The sequence below is a fragment of the Salmonella sp. NW177 genome (assembly GCF_051811585.1).
Lineage (GTDB): Bacteria > Pseudomonadota > Gammaproteobacteria > Enterobacterales > Enterobacteriaceae > Salmonella > Salmonella enterica.
In genome coordinates this window covers 1-20,406 of sequence record NZ_JAMMZV010000015.1, presented here as the reverse complement: position 1 = coordinate 20,406, position 20,406 = coordinate 1, and the positions used below count along the sequence as shown (strand labels likewise).

The window sequence follows — 20,406 nt, the reverse complement described above, 5'->3', positions numbered from 1 at the left end:
CTGCTTTATGCTGCTGCCTTTACGGGCGGCGCACATCCATTACTCCATCCGTCGTCTGACAAGCCACGTCCTTAATTTTTTGGAATGAGCTATGTCTACAACAACGTTAACCCGCCGCGAGCAGCGCGCTAAAGCCCAGCATTTTATCGATACGCTGGAAGGGACTGCCTTTCCCAACTCGAAACGCATCTACGTGACCGGTTCGCAGCATGATATTCGCGTACCGATGCGCGAAATTCAACTTAGCCCGACGCTCATCGGCGGCAGTAAAGACAACCCGCAGTTTGAAGAGAACGAAGCCGTGCCGGTGTACGACACCTCCGGCCCGTATGGCGATCCTGAGGTGGCGATTAACGTCCAGCAGGGTCTGGCGAAACTGCGCCAGCCGTGGATTGACGCACGTAACGATAGCGAAGAATTGGACGACCGTAGCTCGGCTTACACCAAAGAACGTCTGGCCGACGATGGCCTGGACGATCTGCGTTTTACCGGCCTGCTGACGCCGAAACGCGCCAAAGCGGGCAAGCGCGTCACCCAGTTACACTACGCCCGCAAGGGGATCGTCACTCCCGAAATGGAGTTCATCGCCATCCGTGAAAACATGGGCCGCGAACGCATTCGCAGTGAAGTGCTGCGCCACCAGCATCCGGGCATGAACTTTGGCGCGCGCCTGCCGGAAAACATTACGCCGGAATTCGTGCGTGATGAAGTCGCCGCGGGCCGCGCGATTATTCCCGCCAACATCAACCACCCGGAATCGGAGCCGATGATTATCGGCCGCAACTTCCTGGTCAAAGTGAATGCCAACATCGGCAACTCGGCGGTCACCTCCTCCATCGAAGAAGAGGTGGAAAAACTGGTCTGGTCGACCCGCTGGGGCGCGGATACGGTGATGGACCTCTCCACCGGCCGCTATATTCACGAAACCCGCGAATGGATCCTGCGTAACAGCCCGGTACCGATCGGTACCGTCCCGATCTACCAGGCGCTGGAAAAGGTCAACGGGATCGCCGAAGATCTTACCTGGGAAGCGTTCCGCGACACGCTGCTGGAGCAGGCCGAACAGGGCGTCGACTACTTCACCATTCACGCGGGCGTGCTGTTGCGCTACGTGCCGATGACCGCCAAACGCCTGACCGGTATTGTCTCGCGCGGCGGTTCGATCATGGCGAAGTGGTGCCTCTCGCATCACAAAGAGAACTTCCTGTTCGAACATTTCCGCGAGATCTGCGAAATCTGCGCCGCCTACGACGTTTCCCTGTCGTTGGGCGACGGCCTGCGCCCCGGCTCCATTCAGGACGCCAACGACGAAGCGCAGTTCTCCGAGCTGCATACGCTGGGCGAGCTGACCAAAATCGCCTGGGAATACGACGTGCAGGTGATGATTGAAGGCCCGGGTCATGTACCCATGCATATGATTCAGCGCAACATGACCGAAGAGCTGGAGAGCTGCCACGAAGCGCCGTTCTACACTTTGGGGCCGTTGACCACCGACATCGCGCCGGGCTATGACCACTTCACCTCCGGCATTGGCGCGGCGATGATCGGCTGGTTTGGCTGCGCGATGCTATGCTACGTCACACCGAAAGAGCACCTCGGCCTGCCGAACAAAGAAGATGTGAAGCAAGGGCTGATTACCTACAAGATTGCCGCCCACGCCGCTGACTTAGCGAAAGGCCATCCGGGCGCACAGATCCGCGATAACGCCATGTCGAAAGCGCGCTTCGAATTCCGCTGGGAAGATCAGTTTAACCTCGCGCTCGACCCGTTCACCGCCCGCGCTTATCACGATGAAACCCTGCCGCAAGAGTCCGGCAAAGTGGCGCACTTTTGCTCGATGTGCGGGCCAAAATTCTGCTCGATGAAAATCAGCCAGGAAGTCCGCGATTACGCCGCCGCGCAAACCATCGAAGTCGGCATGGCGGATATGTCGGAAAACTTCCGCGCCAAAGGCGGCGAAATCTATCTCAAGCGGGAGGAAGCCTGATGTATCAGCCTGATTTCCCGACCGTGCCGTTCCGCCTCGGGCTTTACCCGGTGGTGGATAGCGTTGCATGGATTGAACGCCTGCTGGAGGCGGGCGTGCGCACCATCCAGTTGCGTATCAAAGATAAGCGCGATGAAGAGGTAGAAGCGGATGTTATTGCCGCCATCGCGCTGGGGCGTCGTTATGACGCCCGGCTGTTTATCAACGATTACTGGCGTCTGGCAATTAAGCACCGCGCTTACGGCGTGCATCTGGGCCAGGAAGACCTTGAAACCACCGACCTGAAAGCGATTCAGGCGGCGGGCTTACGCCTGGGCGTATCGACCCACGATGATATGGAGATAGACGTGGCGCTGGCCGCTAAGCCTTCTTATATCGCGCTGGGTCATGTCTTCCCCACGCAAACCAAGCAGATGCCTTCCGCCCCGCAGGGGCTGGCGCAGCTGGCCAGTCATATTGAACGTCTGGCGGATTACCCGACCGTCGCGATCGGCGGCATCAGCCTTGAACGCGCTCCGGCGGTACTGACGACCGGCGTCGGCAGCGTGGCTGTGGTTAGCGCCATTACCCAGGCGGCAGACTGGCGTGAAGCCACCGCGCAACTGCTGGCAATCGTGGGAGTCGGCGATGAATGACCGTGACTTTATGCGTTACAGCCGGCAAATCCTGCTCGGCGATATCGCCATTGAAGGCCAGCAAAAGCTGCTCGCGAGTCATGTGCTGATCGTGGGTTTAGGCGGGTTAGGTTCACCTGCCGCGCTGTATCTGGCGGGAGCAGGCATCGGCAAACTGACGCTGGCGGATGATGACGATGTTCACTTGAGCAATCTCCAGCGGCAAATTCTGTTCACCACCGACGATATCGCCCACCCGAAGGCGCAGGCGGCAAAGCTACGGCTGGCGCAGCTCAACCCCGGTAGCAAGCTGATCGTATTGCAACAGCGTCTGACTGGCGATGTGCTTAAAAACGCGGTCTCGCGAGCCGACGTGGTGCTCGACTGTACCGATAACATGGCCACGCGCCAGGAAATTAACGCCGCCTGCGTGGCGCTCAACACTCCGTTAATTTCCGCCAGCGCCGTCGGCTTCGGTGGCCAGCTAATGGTCCTCACGCCACCGTGGGAACAAGGCTGTTACCGCTGCCTGTGGCCGGACGATGTCGAGCCTGAACGCAACTGCCGTACCGCCGGTATCGTCGGACCGGTTGTTGGCGTAATGGGTACTTTGCAGGCGCTGGAGGCGATTAAATTACTCAGCGGTATTGAGACGCCCAGCGGAGAGCTACGCCTGTTTGACGGCAAAACCAGCCAGTGGCGCAGCCTCGCGCTGCGTCGCGCCAGCGGCTGTCCGGTATGCGGAGGGCGACATGCAAATTCAATTCAATGACGAGCCGATGCAGTGCGCCGAAGGGCAAACCGTCAGCGGGCTGCTCGCTACGCTTAATCAGCTTAAACCGGGCGCGGCGCTGGCGCTCAATCAGCAGATCCTGCCGCGCGAGCAGTGGCAGCAGCAAATCGTGCAGGAAGGCGACCAGATCCTGCTTTTTCACGTTATAGCAGGAGGTTGAGATGTTACGTATTGCCGACAAAGCGTTTAATTCACATCTGTTCACCGGCACAGGGAAGTTTGCCTCATCGCAACTGATGGTCGAGGCAATTCGCGCTTCCGGCAGCCAGTTGGTGACGCTGGCGATGAAGCGCGTGGATTTACGTCAGCACAACGACGCTATCCTGGCGCCGCTCATTGAAGCGGGCGTCACGCTACTGCCCAATACCTCCGGGGCGAAAACCGCCGAAGAGGCAATCTTCGCCGCCCAACTGGCGCGGGAAGCGCTGGGCACAAACTGGTTGAAATTAGAAATCCATCCGGATGCCCGCTGGCTATTGCCGGACCCGATCGAAACGCTAAAAGCCGCCGAGGCGCTGGTGAAGCAGGGTTTTGTGGTGCTGCCCTACTGCGGCGCGGATCCGGTGTTGTGCAAGCGGCTGGAAGAGGTCGGCTGCGCGGCGGTGATGCCGCTTGGTGCGCCTATCGGTTCGAATCAGGGGCTGGAAACCAAAGCGATGCTGGAGATTATTATCCAGCAGTCCACCGTGCCGGTGGTGGTTGATGCGGGCATCGGCGTCCCCAGCCATGCCGCGCAGGCGCTGGAAATGGGCGCGGATGCGGTACTGGTCAACACGGCGATTGCCGTGGCGGACGATCCGGTGATGATGGCAACTGCTTTCCGTCTGGCGGTGGAAGCCGGATTACTGGCGCGTCAGGCGGTGCCGGGTAATCGTAGCACCTACGCCAGCGCCACCAGCCCGCTCACCGGATTTCTGGAGGCGTTAGCATGAAAACCTTCAGCGACCGTTGGCGGCAACTGGAGTGGGACGATATTCGCCTGCGCATCAACGGTAAAACTGCCGCCGATGTGGAGCGGGCGCTGAATGCTTCACGCCTCAACCGCGAGGATATGATGGCGTTACTTTCCCCCGCTGCCGCCGATTATCTTGAGCCGCTGGCGCAGCGGGCACAAAGGCTGACCCGCCAGCGCTTTGGCAATACCGTCAGCTTTTACGTGCCGCTTTATCTCTCAAACCTCTGTGCCAACGACTGCACCTACTGCGGCTTCTCGATGAGCAACCGCATCAAGCGTAAGACGCTGGATGAGGTGGATATTCAAAGGGAGTGCGATGCTATCCGTAAACTGGGCTTTGAGCATCTGTTGCTGGTGACTGGAGAACATCAGGCCAAAGTCGGCATGGACTATTTTCGCCGCCATTTACCGGCTATCCGCCGTCAATTTTCATCATTACAGATGGAAGTCCAGCCCTTGTCGCAAGAAAACTATGCGGAGCTCAAAACGCTGGGGATCGATGGCGTGATGGTTTATCAGGAAACTTACCATGAGGCAATCTATGCACAGCATCACCTGAAGGGAAAGAAACAGGACTTTTTCTGGCGGCTGGAAACGCCGGATCGGCTAGGCCGGGCAGGTATCGACAAAATCGGTCTTGGCGCGCTAATTGGTCTGTCGGACAACTGGCGGGTGGATTGCTATATGGTGGCGGAGCATCTGTTGTGGATGCAGAAACAGTACTGGCAGAGTCGCTATTCTGTTTCCTTCCCGCGTCTGCGTCCGTGTACTGGCGGTGTGGAACCCGCATCTGTGATGGATGAAAAGCAACTGGTGCAAACGATTTGTGCTTTCCGGTTATTGGCGCCGGAAATTGAATTATCACTCTCCACCCGCGAATCGCCCTGGTTCCGAGACCATGTGATTCCTCTGGCAATCAACAACGTCAGCGCCTTCTCAAAAACCCAGCCCGGCGGCTACGCTGACGATCATCCGGAACTGGAGCAGTTTTCTCCCCACGATGCCCGTCGGCCTGAAACCGTAGCAAGCGCGTTAAGCGCGCAAGGATTGCAGCCCGTCTGGAAAGACTGGGACAGTTGGCTGGGGCGCGCTTCGCAAATGCGGTGAACCCGTATGTAAACGCATTAGTATTTCACAAGCGAGTACGTAATGTGAAAAACGGGAGATTGTTATCGACCTCCCGTTTTTTTATGTCCGTTCTGAACAGCACTGCGATTTTAAAGCTGGTTGTAGTAGAGAAAACTGAGCAACAAATATTTTTTCGCCGAAACTTGATAGTTTATGTCAATATTTTATGTATTCAATAGCATGATTATTGCCATTTCCGCTACTGCACATGCCTCGCCCATGAACTTTGCGTAAACTGACTGGTATTCATTATAATGTTATCATGCTTAAACTCAATAAAATCGCAAAAAGAATTATAATCTTCATTTAAAGAATAATTAAAATGTTTTCTAATTCCATTACATACACCATCGGAATAGGGATCAGCATCAAATTTAGTATGCATTATTTCCAATCCAGCAAGTAAAGCCGGGTGGTTATTGCGATCAACAGCTATTATCCCGTTTTCCATAGAAGCACGGCCATCTATCCTTTCTACATGAACAGCGATTCCATCCGGAATATATATACCCCCCAATTTTTCCGTGATAATCATATCAGCATCGAGATATATACACCCACTATTTGTTGATAAATCATAACCCCCAACCTTATCCGCCTCCAGGAATAACTGACCAGCCTTTAACATAGCCATATTCCTGTAAAAATCAAACCATACATGGCCTTTATCCAGTAAGTAAGATTTAATTAATGAATCATTACCCTCTTGAATATCACTCAATTCTTTTTTCAATAGCTGCAGTAAATGACAATCTCTTTTTTCTTCTGGCATGGACTCTTGCTTAGAAATATTTTCCATATAAATTTCTGATAATCTTTTATCGTACATGCTAAAGTCAATATCATTTCTATATATGACTTTTATGTTTTCATAGTCATACTCAAGTTTTGAAAAAGCATCCTTTTGTCCCGGAAAAAAATCACCATCTACAAAAATACCTATAAGACGTCCTTTTTCAATTGTTGCTGCTTTAATGATATTGTTAAGGTAGGGGTTTTTCTCTGTGTTAATTATAGGTATATCATTTTTCCCAAAGCGAGCAGGATTCCGCTCAAACCACTGGAAAAGAAGAGGGGTTTTCTCATCTAAAAAGCACAAGGGATAATCTTTTCCATTAAAACTTGTAAACTGAATGTCCCTGTCGGTAACAGTTTTAACCAATTCATTTTTTGAAAGCGCGGGAACATATCTATTTAATGGTGGGATCATAACAATTAAATGCTCCATGCTTACTTCATTACATATTTTACATGATGATTATTAGCACATGTTTTTTAGCGTTGCAATCGCTGTCAGCTAAAAGATGCTAAATTAAGCATTAACCGGTGGATACATAAATACCCTACTAGTGAGCAATTAAATAAATAGCTTGTTAACTTTATTTTTATTCCAGAAATGACATCATATTTATAATTCCTGTAATAAGGTAAAACAAAGACCTTAATGGAATTAAATGCTTCATTTAATGATTTAAATTTTCCCGCGTAAACAACCAATAAAACAGGTTTATCATTTAATGTATGAACAGCAGGTATTTTATAATGGCGAGCCAATGGACTTTAATAACTTAGATTTATGGGATAAATTTAAAGTCACATTTGGATTTAATGTTACAGAAAAAAAGAAACCCAATGGTAAAAAATTCAATTTTGAGTATTGTGGATTCTCTACTTTTATTACGCCGGTTGATGGCGTTGACGGGATTTTAGCAAAGTGGTTCTCAAACAAACATAATGTAATTGTCCCAACGCCTTATACATTCGGTCAGGACCCCATTCCTGGCGTCAATCTTTATCGTAATACAAAAGCAAAATTTGTTATGGCTAACGGCGGTAATAGTCTTCCCTGTGCGATGGCAAAATATAACGCAAAAACTGGACAATTTATTCATATAACCAGTGATAGTGAGTTTTCACCAATAATACGAGAAACAAGAGTCATAAAAAAATAATTCATTTATTCATTAAATTTATAATTACAGATAAAATCAAGAGCCAGCATGGCATTGAAAAATAAAATACGGATTTTTTATCCGCGCTGATTTTGACTCGAAGAAGAATAACGGTGGCGACAATAATAATAAGACAATAAATAAATATAAGTAATGATTTATGGTGAAGTATATATAACGATAGAAACAATAAAAAAGCGGACAGAACGTTTGAAATGGTTATCTTTTTTGTAAATACCAAAAGACTAAACATTAAATAGATTAATGAAATAATCGCTGGCATTTTCTTTCCTTGTAGGCAAGCGACCCGGAATTCGGCATCCAGCATGAAGCTGGTGGAGGGATAAATACCCCTCCACCATTTAACGATTACTCGTTATCAGAACCGCCCAGACCTGCGTTCAGCAGCTCTGCCAGGCTTGCAGATGCATCTTCCGCAGTGACCTGCGGTGTTGCTGGCTGCTCGCCCGCGGCGCGACGGCGCATACGATCCTGGTGGTACGCATAACCGGTACCAGCCGGAATCAGACGACCCACGATAACGTTCTCTTTCAGGCCGCGCAGTTCGTCGCGTTTACCCGCAACGGCTGCTTCGGTCAGGACACGCGTGGTCTCCTGGAACGATGCGGCAGAGATGAACGACTCGGTTGCCAGAGACGCTTTGGTAATACCCAGCAGATCGCGGGAGAAGGTAGCCCCCACTTTGCCGTTCGCTTCCAGCTCGCGGTTAGCGATCTTGACGCGGGAGTATTCAACCTGTTCGCCTTCCAGGAAGTCGGAACTACCGGCGCTTTCGATGGTCGCTTTACGCAGCATCTGACGAACGATAACTTCGATGTGTTTATCGTTAATCTTAACGCCCTGCAGACGGTATACATCCTGAACTTCGTTAACAATGTAACGCGTCACAGCATGAACGCCACGCAGACGCAGAATGTCGTGCGGCGCTTCCGGACCATCGGAAATCACATCACCACGTTCTACACGTTCCCCTTCGAACACGTTGAGCTGACGCCATTTCGGAATCATCTCTTCGTACGGGTCACTACCATCAACCGGCGTAATCACCAGACGACGTTTGCCTTTGGTTTCTTTACCGAAGGAAACGATACCTGCGATTTCCGCCAGAATGGCCGGCTCTTTCGGACGACGCGCTTCGAACAGATCTGCAACGCGCGGCAGACCACCGGTGATATCCTTGGTACCGCCGGATTCCTGCGGAATACGCGCCAGGGTGTCACCAGAACTGATCTGTACGCCATCTTCCAGCTGTACAATCGCTTTACCCGGCAGGAAGTACTGCGCAGGCATATCGGTACCAGGGATCAGAACGTCATTACCCTGAGCATCAACGATTTTCAGCGCCGGACGCAGATCTTTACCACCAGTAGTACGTTCAGCCGAATCCAGAACCACCAGCGAAGACAAACCGGTCAGTTCGTCGGTCTGACGCGTAATGGTCTGACCGTCGATCATGTCAGTGAAGCGGATGAAACCACTCACTTCAGTGATAACCGGCATGGTGTGCGGGTCCCAGTTTGCCACGGTTTCGCCGCCGGCAACCTGCTCGCCATCACCTTTCGCCATGACAGCGCCATAAGGCACTTTATAGCTCTCTTTGGTACGACCGAATTCGTCGATCAGCTTCAGTTCGGTGTTACGGGAAGTGATAACCAGTTTACCGCTGGAGTTCACAACCGACTTCACGTTGCTGAGCTTGATGCTACCTTTGTTCTTAACCTGGATGCTGGATTCAGCAGCCGCACGCGATGCCGCACCACCGATGTGGAACGTACGCATCGTCAGCTGTGTACCCGGTTCACCGATGGACTGTGCCGCGATAACGCCGATAGCTTCACCTTTGTTGATGATGTGGCCACGCGCCAGGTCACGACCATAGCAGTGCGCACATACACCAAAGTCGGTGTCGCAGGATACAACGGAACGCACTTTAACGGCGTCAACGGAGTTTGCTTCCAGCAGGTCACACCACTGTTCGTGCAGCAGCGTGTTGCGTGGAACCAGAATGTCCGCGGTACCCGGTTTCAGCACATCTTCTGCTGTCACACGGCCCAGAACGCGGTCACGCAGCGGCTCTTTCACGTCGCCACCCTCGATAACCGGGGTCATCAGGATACCTTCGTGCGTACCACAGTCATCTTCGGTCACCACCAGATCCTGCGCGACGTCAACCAGACGACGGGTCAGGTAACCGGAGTTCGCGGTTTTCAGTGCGGTATCCGCCAAACCTTTACGCGCACCGTGGGTGGAGATGAAGTACTGGAGTACGTTCAGACCTTCACGGAAGTTCGCGGTGATTGGCGTTTCGATGATGGAGCCATCCGGCTTCGCCATCAGACCACGCATACCAGCAAGCTGACGAATCTGTGCCGCAGAACCACGCGCACCGGAGTCGGCCATCATGTAGATGCTGTTGAAGGAGACCTGCTGCTCTTCCTGGCCGTCACGGTTAATCACGGTTTCGGTTTGCAGGTTATCCATCATCGCTTTGGATACACGATCGTTCGCCGCAGCCCAGATATCGATAACTTTGTTATAGCGTTCGCCAGCGGTTACCAGACCAGACTGGAACTGCTCCTGGATCTCAGCAACTTCAGCTTCCGCCTCAGAGATGATCTCGTGTTTTTTCTCCGGGATGACCATGTCATCAATACCAACGGACGCACCTGAACGCGCTGCATAAGCAAAGCCGGTGTACATCGTCTGGTCCGCAAAAATAACGGTCGGTTTCAGGCCCAGAATACGGTAGCAAGTGTTCAGCATTTTGGAGATCGCTTTCTTGCCCAGCGCCTGGTTGACGATGGAGAAAGGCAGACCTTTCGGTACGATCATCCACAGAATGGCGCGACCAACGGTCGTGTCTTTCAGGCTGGTGTGCGCAACGAATTCGCCGTTTTCATCTTTTTCATATTCAGTGATACGCACTTTAACGCGCGCATGCAGAGAGGCCAGACCTGCGCGATAGATACGCTCAGCTTCTTTCGGGCCAGTCAGCACCATGCCTTCGCCTTTGGCGTTAACACAGTCACGGGTCATGTAATACAGACCCAATACCACGTCCTGAGACGGAACGATGATAGGCTCGCCGTTCGCCGGAGACAGGATGTTGTTGGTAGACATCATCAGCGCACGCGCTTCAAGCTGGGCTTCCAGCGTCAGCGGTACGTGAACAGCCATCTGGTCACCATCGAAGTCAGCGTTATATGCCGCACAAACCAGCGGGTGCAGCTGGATAGCTTTACCTTCGATCAGTACCGGTTCAAATGCCTGGATACCCAGACGGTGCAGTGTTGGTGCACGGTTCAGCAGTACCGGGTGTTCGCGGATAACTTCGTCCAGGATATCCCAAACGACAGCTTCTTCGCGCTCAACCATTTTCTTCGCGGCTTTGATAGTGGTGGCCAGGCCACGCAGTTCCAGTTTGCCGTAGATGAACGGTTTGAACAGCTCCAGCGCCATTTTCTTCGGCAGACCGCACTGATGCAGACGCAGGTATGGACCTACGGTGATTACAGAACGACCGGAGTAGTCAACACGCTTACCGAGCAGGTTCTGACGGAAACGACCCTGCTTACCTTTGATCATGTCGGCCAAAGATTTCAGAGGACGCTTGTTAGAACCGGTGATCGCACGACCGCGACGACCGTTATCCAGCAGGGCGTCAACCGCTTCCTGCAGCATACGTTTTTCGTTACGTACGATGATGTCCGGCGCAGCCAGATCCAGCAGACGCTTCAGACGGTTGTTACGGTTAATGACGCGACGATACAGATCGTTCAGGTCAGAAGTCGCGAAACGACCACCATCCAGCGGAACCAGCGGACGCAGATCTGGCGGCAGAACCGGCAGAACGGTCAGGATCATCCACTCTGGCTTGTTACCAGACTGTACGAAGGCTTCCAGCAGTTTGATACGCTTGGTCAGCTTTTTACGCTTGGTTTCGGAGTTGGTTTCGTTCAGCTCTTCGCGCAGAGTTTCACACTCTTGCTCCAGATCCATGCTCTTCAGCAGGGCCTGGATAGCTTCCGCACCCATCTTCGCGTCGAATTCGTCACCGAACTCTTCCAGCGCGTCCAGATACTGCTCTTCAGTCAGGATCTGTTGACGTTCCAGGTTAGTCATACCGCCTTCGATAACCACATAAGATTCGAAGTACAGTACGCGTTCGATATCGCGCAACGGCATATCGAGCAGCAGACCGATACGGGACGGCAGCGATTTCAGGAACCAGATGTGAGCAGTCGGAGACGCCAGCTCGATGTGGCCCATACGCTCACGGCGTACTTTGGTCTGAGTCACTTCAACGCCGCACTTCTCACAAATAACACCACGGTGTTTCAGGCGCTTGTACTTACCGCACAGGCACTCGTAGTCTTTTACCGGCCCAAAGATACGGGCGCAGAAAAGGCCGTCACGCTCAGGTTTGAACGTACGGTAGTTGATGGTTTCCGGCTTTTTAACTTCACCGAAAGACCATGAACGGATCATGTCTGGCGAAGCCAGAGCAATTTTGATCGCATCAAACTCTTCGGTTTTAGTCTGCGCTTTCAGAAACTTTAATAAATCTTTCACGGATTTGCTCCCGTCGGAGTTAGCACAATCTGGTGTCGAGTTTTACCCCGACACCAGTGACCTGTTTGAGCGAGAATTACTCGTCTTCCAGTTCGATGTTGATGCCCAGCGAGCGGATCTCTTTCAACAGAACGTTGAAGGATTCCGGCATACCCGGTTCCATCTGATGGTTGCCGTCCACGATGTTCTTATACATCTTGGTACGACCGTTCACGTCATCAGACTTAACGGTGAGCATTTCCTGCAGGGTGTAGGCGGCGCCGTAAGCTTCCAGCGCCCACACTTCCATCTCCCCGAAGCGCTGACCACCGAACTGCGCCTTTCCACCCAGCGGCTGCTGAGTAACCAGGCTGTAAGAACCGGTAGAACGCGCATGCATCTTGTCATCAACCAGGTGGTTCAGTTTCAGCATGTACATGTAACCGACGGTTACCGGACGTTCGAACTGTTCACCCGTACGGCCATCGAACAGGGTGATCTGACCGGAGGTCGGCAGGTCGCCCAGTTTCAGCAGCTCTTTGATTTCCGCTTCTTTCGCACCGTCGAACACTGGTGTGGCAATCGGCATACCTTTACGCAGGTTTTCTGCCAGACGCAGCACTTCATCATCGCTGAAGGTGCTCAGGTCGACTTTCTGACGAACGTCGGCGCCCAGATCGTAGGCACGCTGGATGAATTCGCGCAGTTTGGCGACTTCCTGCTGCTGTTTCAGCATGGCGTTAATCTTGTCGCCAATACCTTTCGCAGCCATACCCAGGTGGGTTTCCAGAATCTGACCGATGTTCATACGAGACGGTACGCCCAGCGGGTTCAGTACGATGTCTACCGGCGTGCCGTTTTCATCGTAAGGCATGTCTTCGATCGGGTTGATCTTAGAGATAACACCCTTGTTACCGTGACGACCTGCCATCTTATCACCCGGCTGGATACGGCGTTTAACGGCCAGATAGACCTTCACGATCTTCAGCACGCCCGGCGCCAGATCGTCGCCCTGGGTGATTTTACGGCGCTTCGCTTCAAGTTTTTTCTCGAACTCGTGTTTCAGTTCGTCATACTGCTCAGCCAGTTGTTCCAGCTGATTTTGTTTCTCTTCGTCGGTCAGACCGAGTTCCAGCCAGCGGTCGCGCGGCAGTTTGTCGAGCTTCTCAGCTTCAACGCCGCCGGACACCAGTACCGCACGGATACGGCTAAACAGGCCCGCTTCAAGGATCTGCAATTCTTCAGACAGGTCTTTTTTCGCCTGCTTGAGCTGCATCTCTTCGATTTCCAGAGCACGTTTGTCTTTTTCTACGCCATCGCGAGTAAAGACCTGAACGTCGATAACCGTACCGGAGACACCGTTAGGTACGCGCAGAGAAGAGTCTTTAACGTCAGACGCTTTCTCACCGAAGATCGCACGCAGCAGTTTCTCTTCCGGCGTCAGCTGGGTTTCACCTTTCGGCGTCACCTTACCGACCAGAATGTCGCCGCCGGTCACTTCCGCGCCGATGTAAACGATACCGGATTCATCCAGTTTGGAGAGCGCAGCTTCACCCACGTTCGGGATGTCAGCGGTGATCTCTTCCGGCCCCAGCTTGGTGTCACGGGACACGCACGCCAGTTCCTGAATGTGGATGGTGGTGAAACGGTCTTCCTGGACAACACGCTCGGAAACGAGGATGGAGTCTTCGAAGTTGTAGCCGTTCCACGGCATGAACGCCACGCGCATGTTCTGACCGAGCGCCAGTTCACCGAGGTCGGTGGACGGACCGTCTGCCAGCACGTCGCCGCGTTCAACCGGCTCGCCCAGAGACACACATGGCATCTGGTTGATACAGGTGTTCTGGTTAGAGCGGGTGTATTTGGTCAGGTTATAGATGTCGATACCCGCTTCGCCCGGGTACATCTCGTCTTCGTTAACTTTGATAACGATACGGGACGCATCCACGTACTGAACAGTACCGCCACGTTTAGCTACTGCAGTAACACCGGAGTCGACGGCGACAGCACGTTCCATACCGGTACCCACCAGCGGCTTGTCAGCGCGCAGAGTCGGAACCGCCTGACGTTGCATGTTCGCACCCATCAATGCACGGTTGGCGTCATCGTGTTCCAGGAACGGGATCAGGGACGCACCGACGGAGACCACCTGCTGGGTGGAAACGTCCATGTAGTCAACCTGGTCGCGGCTGAACAAGCTGGATTCGCCTTTGCTACGGCAGGTCACCAGATCTTCTACAAAGTGGCCTTCGTCATCCAGGTTGGAGTTCGCCTGAGCGATAACGTAGTTGCCTTCTTCGATAGCAGACAGGTAATGAATTTCGTCAGTAACCACGCCATCAACCACACGACGGTACGGCGTCTCAAGGAAGCCATATTCGTTAGTCTGTGCGTACACGGACAGGGAGTTGATCAGACCGATGTTCGGACCTTCCGGCGTTTCGATAGGACATACGCGACCGTAGTGCGTCGGGTGTACGTCTCGAACTTCGAAGCCTGCGCGTTCGCGGGTCAGACCGCCTGGGCCGAGTGCGGAGATACGACGTTTGTGCGTAATCTCAGACAGCGGGTTGTTCTGGTCCATAAACTGAGACAGCTGGCTGGAACCAAAGAACTCTTTCACTGCAGCGGAAATCGGCTTGGCGTTGATCATATCCTGAGGCATCAGGGTATCCAGATCGCCCAGAGACAGACGCTCTTTCACCGCACGCTCTACACGCACCAGGCCAACGCGGAACTGGTTTTCCGCCATTTCGCCGACGGAACGGATACGACGGTTGCCGAGGTGGTCGATATCATCCACTTCGCCTTTACCGTTACGGATATCGATGAGCTTCTTCATGACATCAATGATGTCGTCTTTGCTCAGGATACCGGAACCTTCGATTTCGTCGCGCAGCAGAGAACGGTTGAACTTCATACGTCCCACCGCAGACAGGTCATAGCGGTCTTCGGAGAAGAACAGGTTCTCGAACAGGCTTTCAGCCGCTTCACGAGTCGGCGGCTCACCAGGGCGCATCATGCGGTAGATTTCTACCAGCGCGCTCAGACGATCGTTGGTTGGGTCGACGCGTACCGTTTCAGAAATGTACGGGCCGTGGTCCAGATCGTTGGTAAACAGCGTTTCGATACGTTTGTGGCCGGACTGGCTCAGCTTAGCCAGCAGATCCAGGCTCAGCTCCATGTTCGCCGCGCAGATCAGCTCGCCAGTGGATTCGTCAACGTAGTCTTTAGAGACGACTTTACCTGCGATGTACTCAACCGGAACTTCGATATGCTTGATATCGTCTTTTTCCAGCTGACGGATGTGACGCGCGGTAATGCGACGGCCTTTTTCAACGTACACTTTGCCGTTAGCTTCGATATCGAACGACGCGGTTTCGCCGCGCAGACGTTCTGGAATCAGCTCCATCTGCAGCTTGTTGTCGCGAATTTCGAAGACGACTTTCTCAAAGAACAGGTCAAGGATCTGCTCAGTGGTGTAGTTCAGCGCACGCAGGATGATGGTCGCAGGCAGTTTACGGCGACGGTCGATACGCACGAACAGGTTGTCCTTCGGATCGAATTCGAAGTCCAGCCAGGAACCACGGTAAGGAATGATGCGCGCGTTATACAGCACTTTACCCGAAGAGTGGGTTTTACCTTTGTCGGAGTCAAAGAAGACGCCCGGACTACGGTGCAGCTGAGAAACGATAACACGCTCAGTACCGTTGATAACAAAGGTACCGTTGTCGGTCATGAGCGGAATTTCGCCCATGTAGACTTCTTGTTCTTTAATGTCTTTAACGGTGCCTTCCGGCGCTTCGCGCTCGTAGATCACCAGACGCAGTTTTACGCGCAGCGGTGCGGAATAGGTCACGCCACGGATCTGACATTCCTGAACGTCAAACACCGGTTCGCCAAGGCGGTAGCTGACGTACTGCAGCTCGGAATTACCGCTGTAGCTCTGAATCGGGAACACGGAACGGAAGGCTGCTTCCAGGCCGTACTGCCCTTCAGGATCTTGCTCGATAAACTTCTGAAACGAGTCAAGCTGGATAGAAAGGAGATAAGGTACATCCAGAACTTGTGGACGTTTACCAAAATCCTTACGAATACGTTTTTTCTCGGTATAGGAGTAAACCATAGGGTTCCTCAGCTCGCTGACAAGTCGACCCATCTGTCCTGCGGGGGACAGTTTGTGCAACACTATTTTGTTGACCGGAAAATGGATACTTTCCGCAATGCCTGTTGCTATCACGCTTAAACCATTTCATTGCGATTTACACAGAACGTACGCTCTGTCGCAGTATATTAAGTCGTCGATAGAAACAAGCATTGAAAGGCACAGCAGTAGTCAAACAGTGTGAAACGCTACTGGCGCCTTACAGCGCAAAAAGGCTGGTGACTAAAAAGTCACCAGCCATCAGCCTGATTTCTCAGGCTGCAACCGGAAGGGTTGGCTTATTTAACTTCAACTTCAGCGCCAGCTTCTTCCAGAGATTTTTTCAGTGCTTCAGCGTCATCTTTGCTCACGCCTTCTTTCAGAGCGGCCGGAGCAGATTCTACCAGGTCTTTAGCTTCTTTCAGACCCAGGCCAGTTGCGCCACGTACTGCTTTGATAACAGCAACTTTGTTAGCGCCAGCAGCTTTCAGAATTACGTCGAATTCAGTTTTTTCTTCAGCAGCTTCAGCCGGGCCAGCAGCTACAGCTACAGCAGCAGCAGCGGAAACACCGAATTTTTCTTCCATTGCAGAAATCAGTTCTACAACGTCCATTACGGACATAGCGGATACTGCTTCAATGATTTGATCTTTAGTGATAGACATTTAAATTGTTCCTGAATATCAGAATAAGTTTATACGTAAGCAAATGCTTGATAAAGACAACTGCGATTACGCAGCTTCTTTTGCATCGCGTACAGCAGCCAGTGTGCGAACCAGTTTGCCAGCCGAAGCTTCTTTCATGGTTGCCATCAGGCGTGCAATTGCTTCTTCGTAGGTCGGCAGAGTTGCCAGGCGGTCGATCTGAGACGCCGGGATCAGCTCACCTTCAAAGGCTGCAGCTTTGACCTCAAATTTTGCATTCGCTTTCGCGAACTCTTTGAACAGACGAGCAGCAGCGCCCGGGTGTTCCATAGAGTATGCAATCAGGGTCGGACCAACAAACGTGTCTTTCAGGCACTCGAACTGAGTACCTTCAACGACGCGGCGCAGCAGGGTGTTACGAACAACACGCATGTATACGCCAGCTTCACGACCTGCTTTACGCAGTTCAGTCATTTTATCTACAGTTACGCCACGGGAATCCGCAACTACTGCAGACAGCGCGCCTTTGGCTACTTCGCTGACTTCAGCAACAATCGCTTGTTTGTCTTGAAGATTTAAAGCCATTAGCTTTGCTCCTGGATGTTTGCCGGAACTCATGTTCCGGAACTCACTTCACTCATCTCAACGAGAAGAGCGTCTTAATACGGTGAGCAGAAACAAGCCAGAGTATCAAAAATAATCTTAGCGTTCTGTCACCGTCTACGCAGGGGATTAAGCCTCTTGCGAGACGCCTGCGGTCTTCGACGGAGGCCTGGATAGGCCAGGCTCCAACGAACAAATTCTTTCTATGACTTCGTCCTTTGAACCGCAGCTGTGTTAGCTGCGCTCGTTCACACCAGGAGCATAGTTAACTATGCTCCTGGCGATTCACTCACTTGCTGCCTTGCTGCAATTCAAATGACTCGCATAGTGCTCTGTTATATTTCAACAGAATCGTGGGGGTAAGATTGTAGACAAAATCACCGCCCACGTAAAGACTAATCTTAGTTCGCAGATGCGCTCAGACCAGCCTGATCAACGGCAACGCCAGCACCCATGGTGGTGGAGATGCTAACTTTCTTGATGTACACGCCTTTCGCCTGGCTCGGTTTTGCTTTTTTCAGCGCAACCAGCAGAGCTTCCAGGTTTTCTTTCAGTTTGTCAGCGTCAAAGTCCACTTTACCGATGGTGGTGTGGATGATGCCGTTTTTGTCGTTACGGTAACGAACCTGACCTGCTTTAGCGTTCTTAACCGCTTCAGCAACGTTCGGAGTTACGGTACCGACTTTCGGGTTTGGCATCAGGCCGCGCGGACCCAGAACCTGGCCCAGCTGGCCAACAACGCGCATTGCATCCGGGGATGCGATAACAACGTCGAAGTTCATTTCGCCTTTCTTGATCTGGTCAGCCAGATCTTCCATACCTACCAGCTCAGCGCCAGCAGCTTTAGCTGCTTCAGCGTTCGGGCCCTGGGTAAATACGGCAACGCGAACAGAACGGCCAGTACCGTGCGGCAGTACAGTCGCGCCACGAACGTTCTGGTCAGATTTACGAGCGTCGATGCCGAGGTTAACGGCAACGTCAACGCTTTCGTTGAATTTAGCAGTGGCCAGCTCTTTCAGCAGGGCAATAGCTTCGTTGATGTCGTACTGTTTGGTCGCATCAACTTTTTCACGGATCACGCGCATACGCTTGGTCAGTTTAGCCATTTCTTAGTCCTCCACTACCAGGCCCATGGAACGTGCAGTACCTTCGATGGAGCGAGTCATCGCTTCAATGTCGGCACCGGTCATGTCGGCAGCTTTGGTCTGCGCGATTTCCTGCAGCTGAGCGCGGGAAATTTTACCTACTTTGTCTTTGTTCGGCTTGCCGGAACCAGACTTGATACCAGCCGCTTTTTTCAGCAGAACAGCTGCCGGAGGCGTTTTGGTAACGAAGGTGAAAGAACGGTCAGCGTAAACGGTAATAACAACCGGAATCGGCAGACCTTTTTCGATGGAATCCGTTTTTGCGTTGAACGCTTTGCAGAATTCCATGATGTTCACACCCTGCTGACCCAGTGCTGGACCAACCGGCGGACTCGGGTTCGCCATACCAGCTGCAACCTGCAGCTTGACGTAGGCTTGTACTTTCTTAGCCATTCTAAATTCCTCGAATTGGGTAGTATCGCTTCAAAGAAGCTCCCCGTGATAAATATCGCTTTATGGGCATAAGGCCCATAAAAACAAAAGGCGCGAAATTGTATGTCAATTTCGCGCCCTATGCAACGATTAGATCGCTGCTTTTTTGATCGCAGCCTTACGCTTTCTCAACCTGGCTGAAGTCCAGCTCTACCGGGGTCGCACGACCGAAGATAGAAACAGACACTTTCAGGCGAGACTTCTCATAATCGACTTCTTCGACAACGCCGTTAAAGTCTGCGAACGGACCGTCGTTAACACGAACCATTTCACCCGGTTCAAACAGAGTTTTCGGCCGCGGCTTATCGCCAACCTGCTGCAGGCGGTTCATGATCGCATCGACTTCTTTGTCGCTGATCGGCGCCGGACGGTCAGAGGTACCGCCGATAAAGCCCATCACTCGCGGCACGCTACGCACCAGGTGCCAGCTTGCGTCGTTCATGACCATCTGGACCAGAACGTAACCCGGGAAGAATTTGCGTTCGCTTTTGCGACGCTGGCCGCCACGGATCTCAACGACTTCTTCAGTCGGCACCATGACTTCGCCAAACAGCTCTTCCATATTGTGTAATTTGATATGCTCGCGCAGCGATGTGGCTACGCGGCCTTCAAAACCGGAAAACGCCTGAACGACGTACCAGCGCTTTTTAGGTGCTTCAGACATCTCAGAACCTCAGGCCAGTGATAAAGGATACCAGGCGAACCAGAATACCATCCAGTCCCCACAGGATCAGTGACATAACTGCGGTAACCGCAGCGACGATCAGCGTGGTGTGCAGCGTTTCCTGGCGAGTCGGCCAAATGACCTTACGGACTTCGGTTCTCGCTTCACGGGCAAAAGCAACGGTTGCTTTACCTTTTGTCGTCAACAGCGCGACACCACCCGCTGCAGCAATCAGAATTACTACGGCCAGCGCACGCAGCGGCAGCATCATGTCGCGATAGAGGTAGTTGCCGACGATTGCGACGATCAGCAATATGGCAACAACTATCCACTTCATCGCTTCCAGGCCGCGCCCGCTCCCTTGAGCTTCGGTATTCGCACTCATAAACCAACCTGTCAGAAGTATTCTACAAACATTTTCACCCCGCAATCGCGAGGCAATCCAAATCGAAACGCTTATTCGCCTTTCGGATTATACGCCCTCTACAGAGCCTGTCTCAGCAATGATTATGACAAATAAAATCACTGATGAGCCAGGTTCTGGTGTGAAAGCGTGCAAAAAGGGCATCAAATGATGCCCTTTTATTGCGCATTGCGTCAAATGTTATCAGCGATTAGCCGAGAACTTTAGCAACAACGCCCGCGCCAACGGTACGGCCGCCTTCACGGATTGCGAAACGCAGACCGTCGTCCATTGCGATCGGGTGGATCAGGGTAACAACCATTTTGATGTTGTCGCCCGGCATTACCATCTCTACGCCTTCCGGCAGTTC

The 20,406-nt window shown here is 52.4% G+C and carries 16 protein-coding genes and 2 pseudogenes; 7 read left to right on the top strand and 11 right to left on the bottom strand.

Annotated elements, in window-relative coordinates; translation table 11 throughout:
* Positions 1–91 precede the first annotated feature (91 nt).
* The 6 genes from thiC to thiH are packed head-to-tail and all read left to right on the top strand — an operon-like array spanning position 92 to position 5,456.
* Positions 92–1,987: a phosphomethylpyrimidine synthase ThiC gene (gene thiC / locus NA986_RS23750; protein ID WP_023216632.1), complete on the top strand. Its 1,896-nt coding sequence runs from the start codon at positions 92–94 to the stop codon at positions 1,985–1,987.
* Entirely contained in the window at positions 1,987–2,622 is a 636-nt protein-coding gene (thiE, locus tag NA986_RS23745; RefSeq protein WP_023216633.1) for a thiamine phosphate synthase, read from the top strand. The genes thiC and thiE overlap by 1 nt, the downstream gene beginning before the upstream one ends.
* Positions 2,615–3,373, top strand: coding sequence for a HesA/MoeB/ThiF family protein (locus tag NA986_RS23740; RefSeq protein WP_023216634.1), 759 nt, complete (start codon positions 2,615–2,617; stop codon positions 3,371–3,373). Before thiE ends, NA986_RS23740 begins: the two co-directional genes overlap by 8 nt.
* Positions 3,354–3,554 carry a sulfur carrier protein ThiS gene (thiS, locus tag NA986_RS23735; protein ID WP_001166839.1) on the top strand — a complete coding sequence of 67 codons (201 nt, stop codon included), beginning with the start codon at positions 3,354–3,356 and terminating at the stop codon, positions 3,552–3,554. The genes NA986_RS23740 and thiS overlap by 20 nt, the downstream gene beginning before the upstream one ends.
* A gap of 1 nt (position 3,555) precedes the next feature.
* Positions 3,556–4,326: a thiazole synthase gene (gene thiG / locus NA986_RS23730; RefSeq protein WP_000944045.1), complete on the top strand. Its 771-nt coding sequence runs from the start codon at positions 3,556–3,558 to the stop codon at positions 4,324–4,326.
* Entirely contained in the window at positions 4,323–5,456 is a 1,134-nt protein-coding gene (thiH, locus tag NA986_RS23725; protein ID WP_023216635.1) for a 2-iminoacetate synthase ThiH, read from the top strand. Before thiG ends, thiH begins: the two co-directional genes overlap by 4 nt.
* Before the next feature lie 220 nt (positions 5,457–5,676).
* Here the strand turns inward: thiH and NA986_RS23720 are convergent, their stop codons facing one another.
* Complete coding sequence (locus tag NA986_RS23720) at positions 5,677–6,705, bottom strand: type III secretion system effector arginine glycosyltransferase SseK1 (RefSeq protein WP_023216636.1); 1,029 nt, start codon at positions 6,703–6,705, stop codon at positions 5,677–5,679.
* Between the two features lie 380 nt (positions 6,706–7,085).
* On the opposite strand from NA986_RS23720, the pseudogene NA986_RS23715 reads away from it, so the two are divergent.
* A pseudogene (locus NA986_RS23715) lies at positions 7,086–7,429 on the top strand (cytoplasmic protein).
* Position 7,430: 1 nt separating this feature from the next.
* On the opposite strand, the gene NA986_RS23710 reads toward NA986_RS23715, so the two are convergent.
* The 10 genes and pseudogenes from NA986_RS23710 to tuf all read right to left on the bottom strand — a co-directional run.
* Entirely contained in the window at positions 7,431–7,757 is a 327-nt protein-coding gene (locus tag NA986_RS23710) for a hypothetical protein (RefSeq protein WP_077905253.1), read from the bottom strand.
* Between the two features lie 41 nt (positions 7,758–7,798).
* Positions 7,799–12,022 carry a DNA-directed RNA polymerase subunit beta' gene (gene rpoC / locus NA986_RS23705; RefSeq protein ID WP_000653965.1) on the bottom strand — a complete coding sequence of 1,408 codons (4,224 nt, stop codon included), beginning with the start codon at positions 12,020–12,022 and terminating at the stop codon, positions 7,799–7,801.
* Between the two features lie 76 nt (positions 12,023–12,098).
* Positions 12,099–16,127, bottom strand: a complete 4,029-nt coding sequence (gene rpoB, locus NA986_RS23700; RefSeq protein WP_000263105.1) for a DNA-directed RNA polymerase subunit beta — start codon at positions 16,125–16,127, stop codon at positions 12,099–12,101.
* 317 nt (positions 16,128–16,444) lie between these two features.
* On the bottom strand, positions 16,445–16,810 hold the full coding sequence (gene rplL / locus NA986_RS23695) for a 50S ribosomal protein L7/L12 (RefSeq protein ID WP_000028882.1): 366 nt from the start codon (positions 16,808–16,810) through the stop codon (positions 16,445–16,447).
* 66 nt (positions 16,811–16,876) lie between these two features.
* Positions 16,877–17,374 carry a 50S ribosomal protein L10 gene (gene rplJ, locus NA986_RS23690; RefSeq protein WP_001207203.1) on the bottom strand — a complete coding sequence of 166 codons (498 nt, stop codon included), beginning with the start codon at positions 17,372–17,374 and terminating at the stop codon, positions 16,877–16,879.
* A 419-nt stretch (positions 17,375–17,793) separates the two neighbouring features.
* Complete coding sequence (gene rplA / locus NA986_RS23685) at positions 17,794–18,498, bottom strand: 50S ribosomal protein L1 (protein WP_001096676.1); 705 nt, start codon at positions 18,496–18,498, stop codon at positions 17,794–17,796.
* 3 nt (positions 18,499–18,501) lie between these two features.
* Positions 18,502–18,930, bottom strand: coding sequence for a 50S ribosomal protein L11 (gene rplK, locus NA986_RS23680; RefSeq protein ID WP_001085926.1), 429 nt, complete (start codon positions 18,928–18,930; stop codon positions 18,502–18,504).
* 157 nt (positions 18,931–19,087) lie between these two features.
* Positions 19,088–19,633 carry a transcription termination/antitermination protein NusG gene (nusG, locus tag NA986_RS23675; protein ID WP_001287521.1) on the bottom strand — a complete coding sequence of 182 codons (546 nt, stop codon included), beginning with the start codon at positions 19,631–19,633 and terminating at the stop codon, positions 19,088–19,090.
* 1 nt (position 19,634) lies between these two features.
* Positions 19,635–20,018, bottom strand: a complete 384-nt coding sequence (gene secE, locus NA986_RS23670) for a preprotein translocase subunit SecE (RefSeq protein WP_001275691.1) — start codon at positions 20,016–20,018, stop codon at positions 19,635–19,637.
* Positions 20,019–20,247: 229 nt separating this feature from the next.
* Positions 20,248–20,406: pseudogene (gene tuf, locus NA986_RS23665) on the bottom strand (elongation factor Tu); the annotation flags it as partial.

What these genes read in the sequence shown, in the direction of transcription:
- rplL (WP_000028882.1), bottom strand. Translation starts at nt 16,810, where the DNA reads ATGTCTATCACTAAAGATCAAATCATTGAAGCAGTATCCGCTATGTCC.
- thiC (WP_023216632.1), top strand. Translation starts at nt 92, where the DNA reads ATGTCTACAACAACGTTAACCCGCCGCGAGCAGCGCGCTAAAGCCCAG.
- rplJ (WP_001207203.1), bottom strand. Translation starts at nt 17,374, where the DNA reads ATGGCTTTAAATCTTCAAGACAAACAAGCGATTGTTGCTGAAGTCAGC.
- thiH (WP_023216635.1), top strand. Translation starts at nt 4,323, where the DNA reads ATGAAAACCTTCAGCGACCGTTGGCGGCAACTGGAGTGGGACGATATT.
- thiE (WP_023216633.1), top strand. Translation starts at nt 1,987, where the DNA reads ATGTATCAGCCTGATTTCCCGACCGTGCCGTTCCGCCTCGGGCTTTAC.
- thiS (WP_001166839.1), top strand. Translation starts at nt 3,354, where the DNA reads ATGCAAATTCAATTCAATGACGAGCCGATGCAGTGCGCCGAAGGGCAA.
- thiG (WP_000944045.1), top strand. Translation starts at nt 3,556, where the DNA reads ATGTTACGTATTGCCGACAAAGCGTTTAATTCACATCTGTTCACCGGC.
- rplK (WP_001085926.1), bottom strand. Translation starts at nt 18,930, where the DNA reads ATGGCTAAGAAAGTACAAGCCTACGTCAAGCTGCAGGTTGCAGCTGGT.
- NA986_RS23740 (WP_023216634.1), top strand. Translation starts at nt 2,615, where the DNA reads ATGAATGACCGTGACTTTATGCGTTACAGCCGGCAAATCCTGCTCGGC.
- secE (WP_001275691.1), bottom strand. Translation starts at nt 20,018, where the DNA reads ATGAGTGCGAATACCGAAGCTCAAGGGAGCGGGCGCGGCCTGGAAGCG.
- rpoB (WP_000263105.1), bottom strand. Translation starts at nt 16,127, where the DNA reads ATGGTTTACTCCTATACCGAGAAAAAACGTATTCGTAAGGATTTTGGT.
- nusG (WP_001287521.1), bottom strand. Translation starts at nt 19,633, where the DNA reads ATGTCTGAAGCACCTAAAAAGCGCTGGTACGTCGTTCAGGCGTTTTCC.
- NA986_RS23720 (WP_023216636.1), bottom strand. Translation starts at nt 6,705, where the DNA reads ATGGAGCATTTAATTGTTATGATCCCACCATTAAATAGATATGTTCCC.
- rplA (WP_001096676.1), bottom strand. Translation starts at nt 18,498, where the DNA reads ATGGCTAAACTGACCAAGCGTATGCGCGTGATCCGTGAAAAAGTTGAT.
- NA986_RS23710 (WP_077905253.1), bottom strand. Translation starts at nt 7,757, where the DNA reads ATGCTGGATGCCGAATTCCGGGTCGCTTGCCTACAAGGAAAGAAAATG.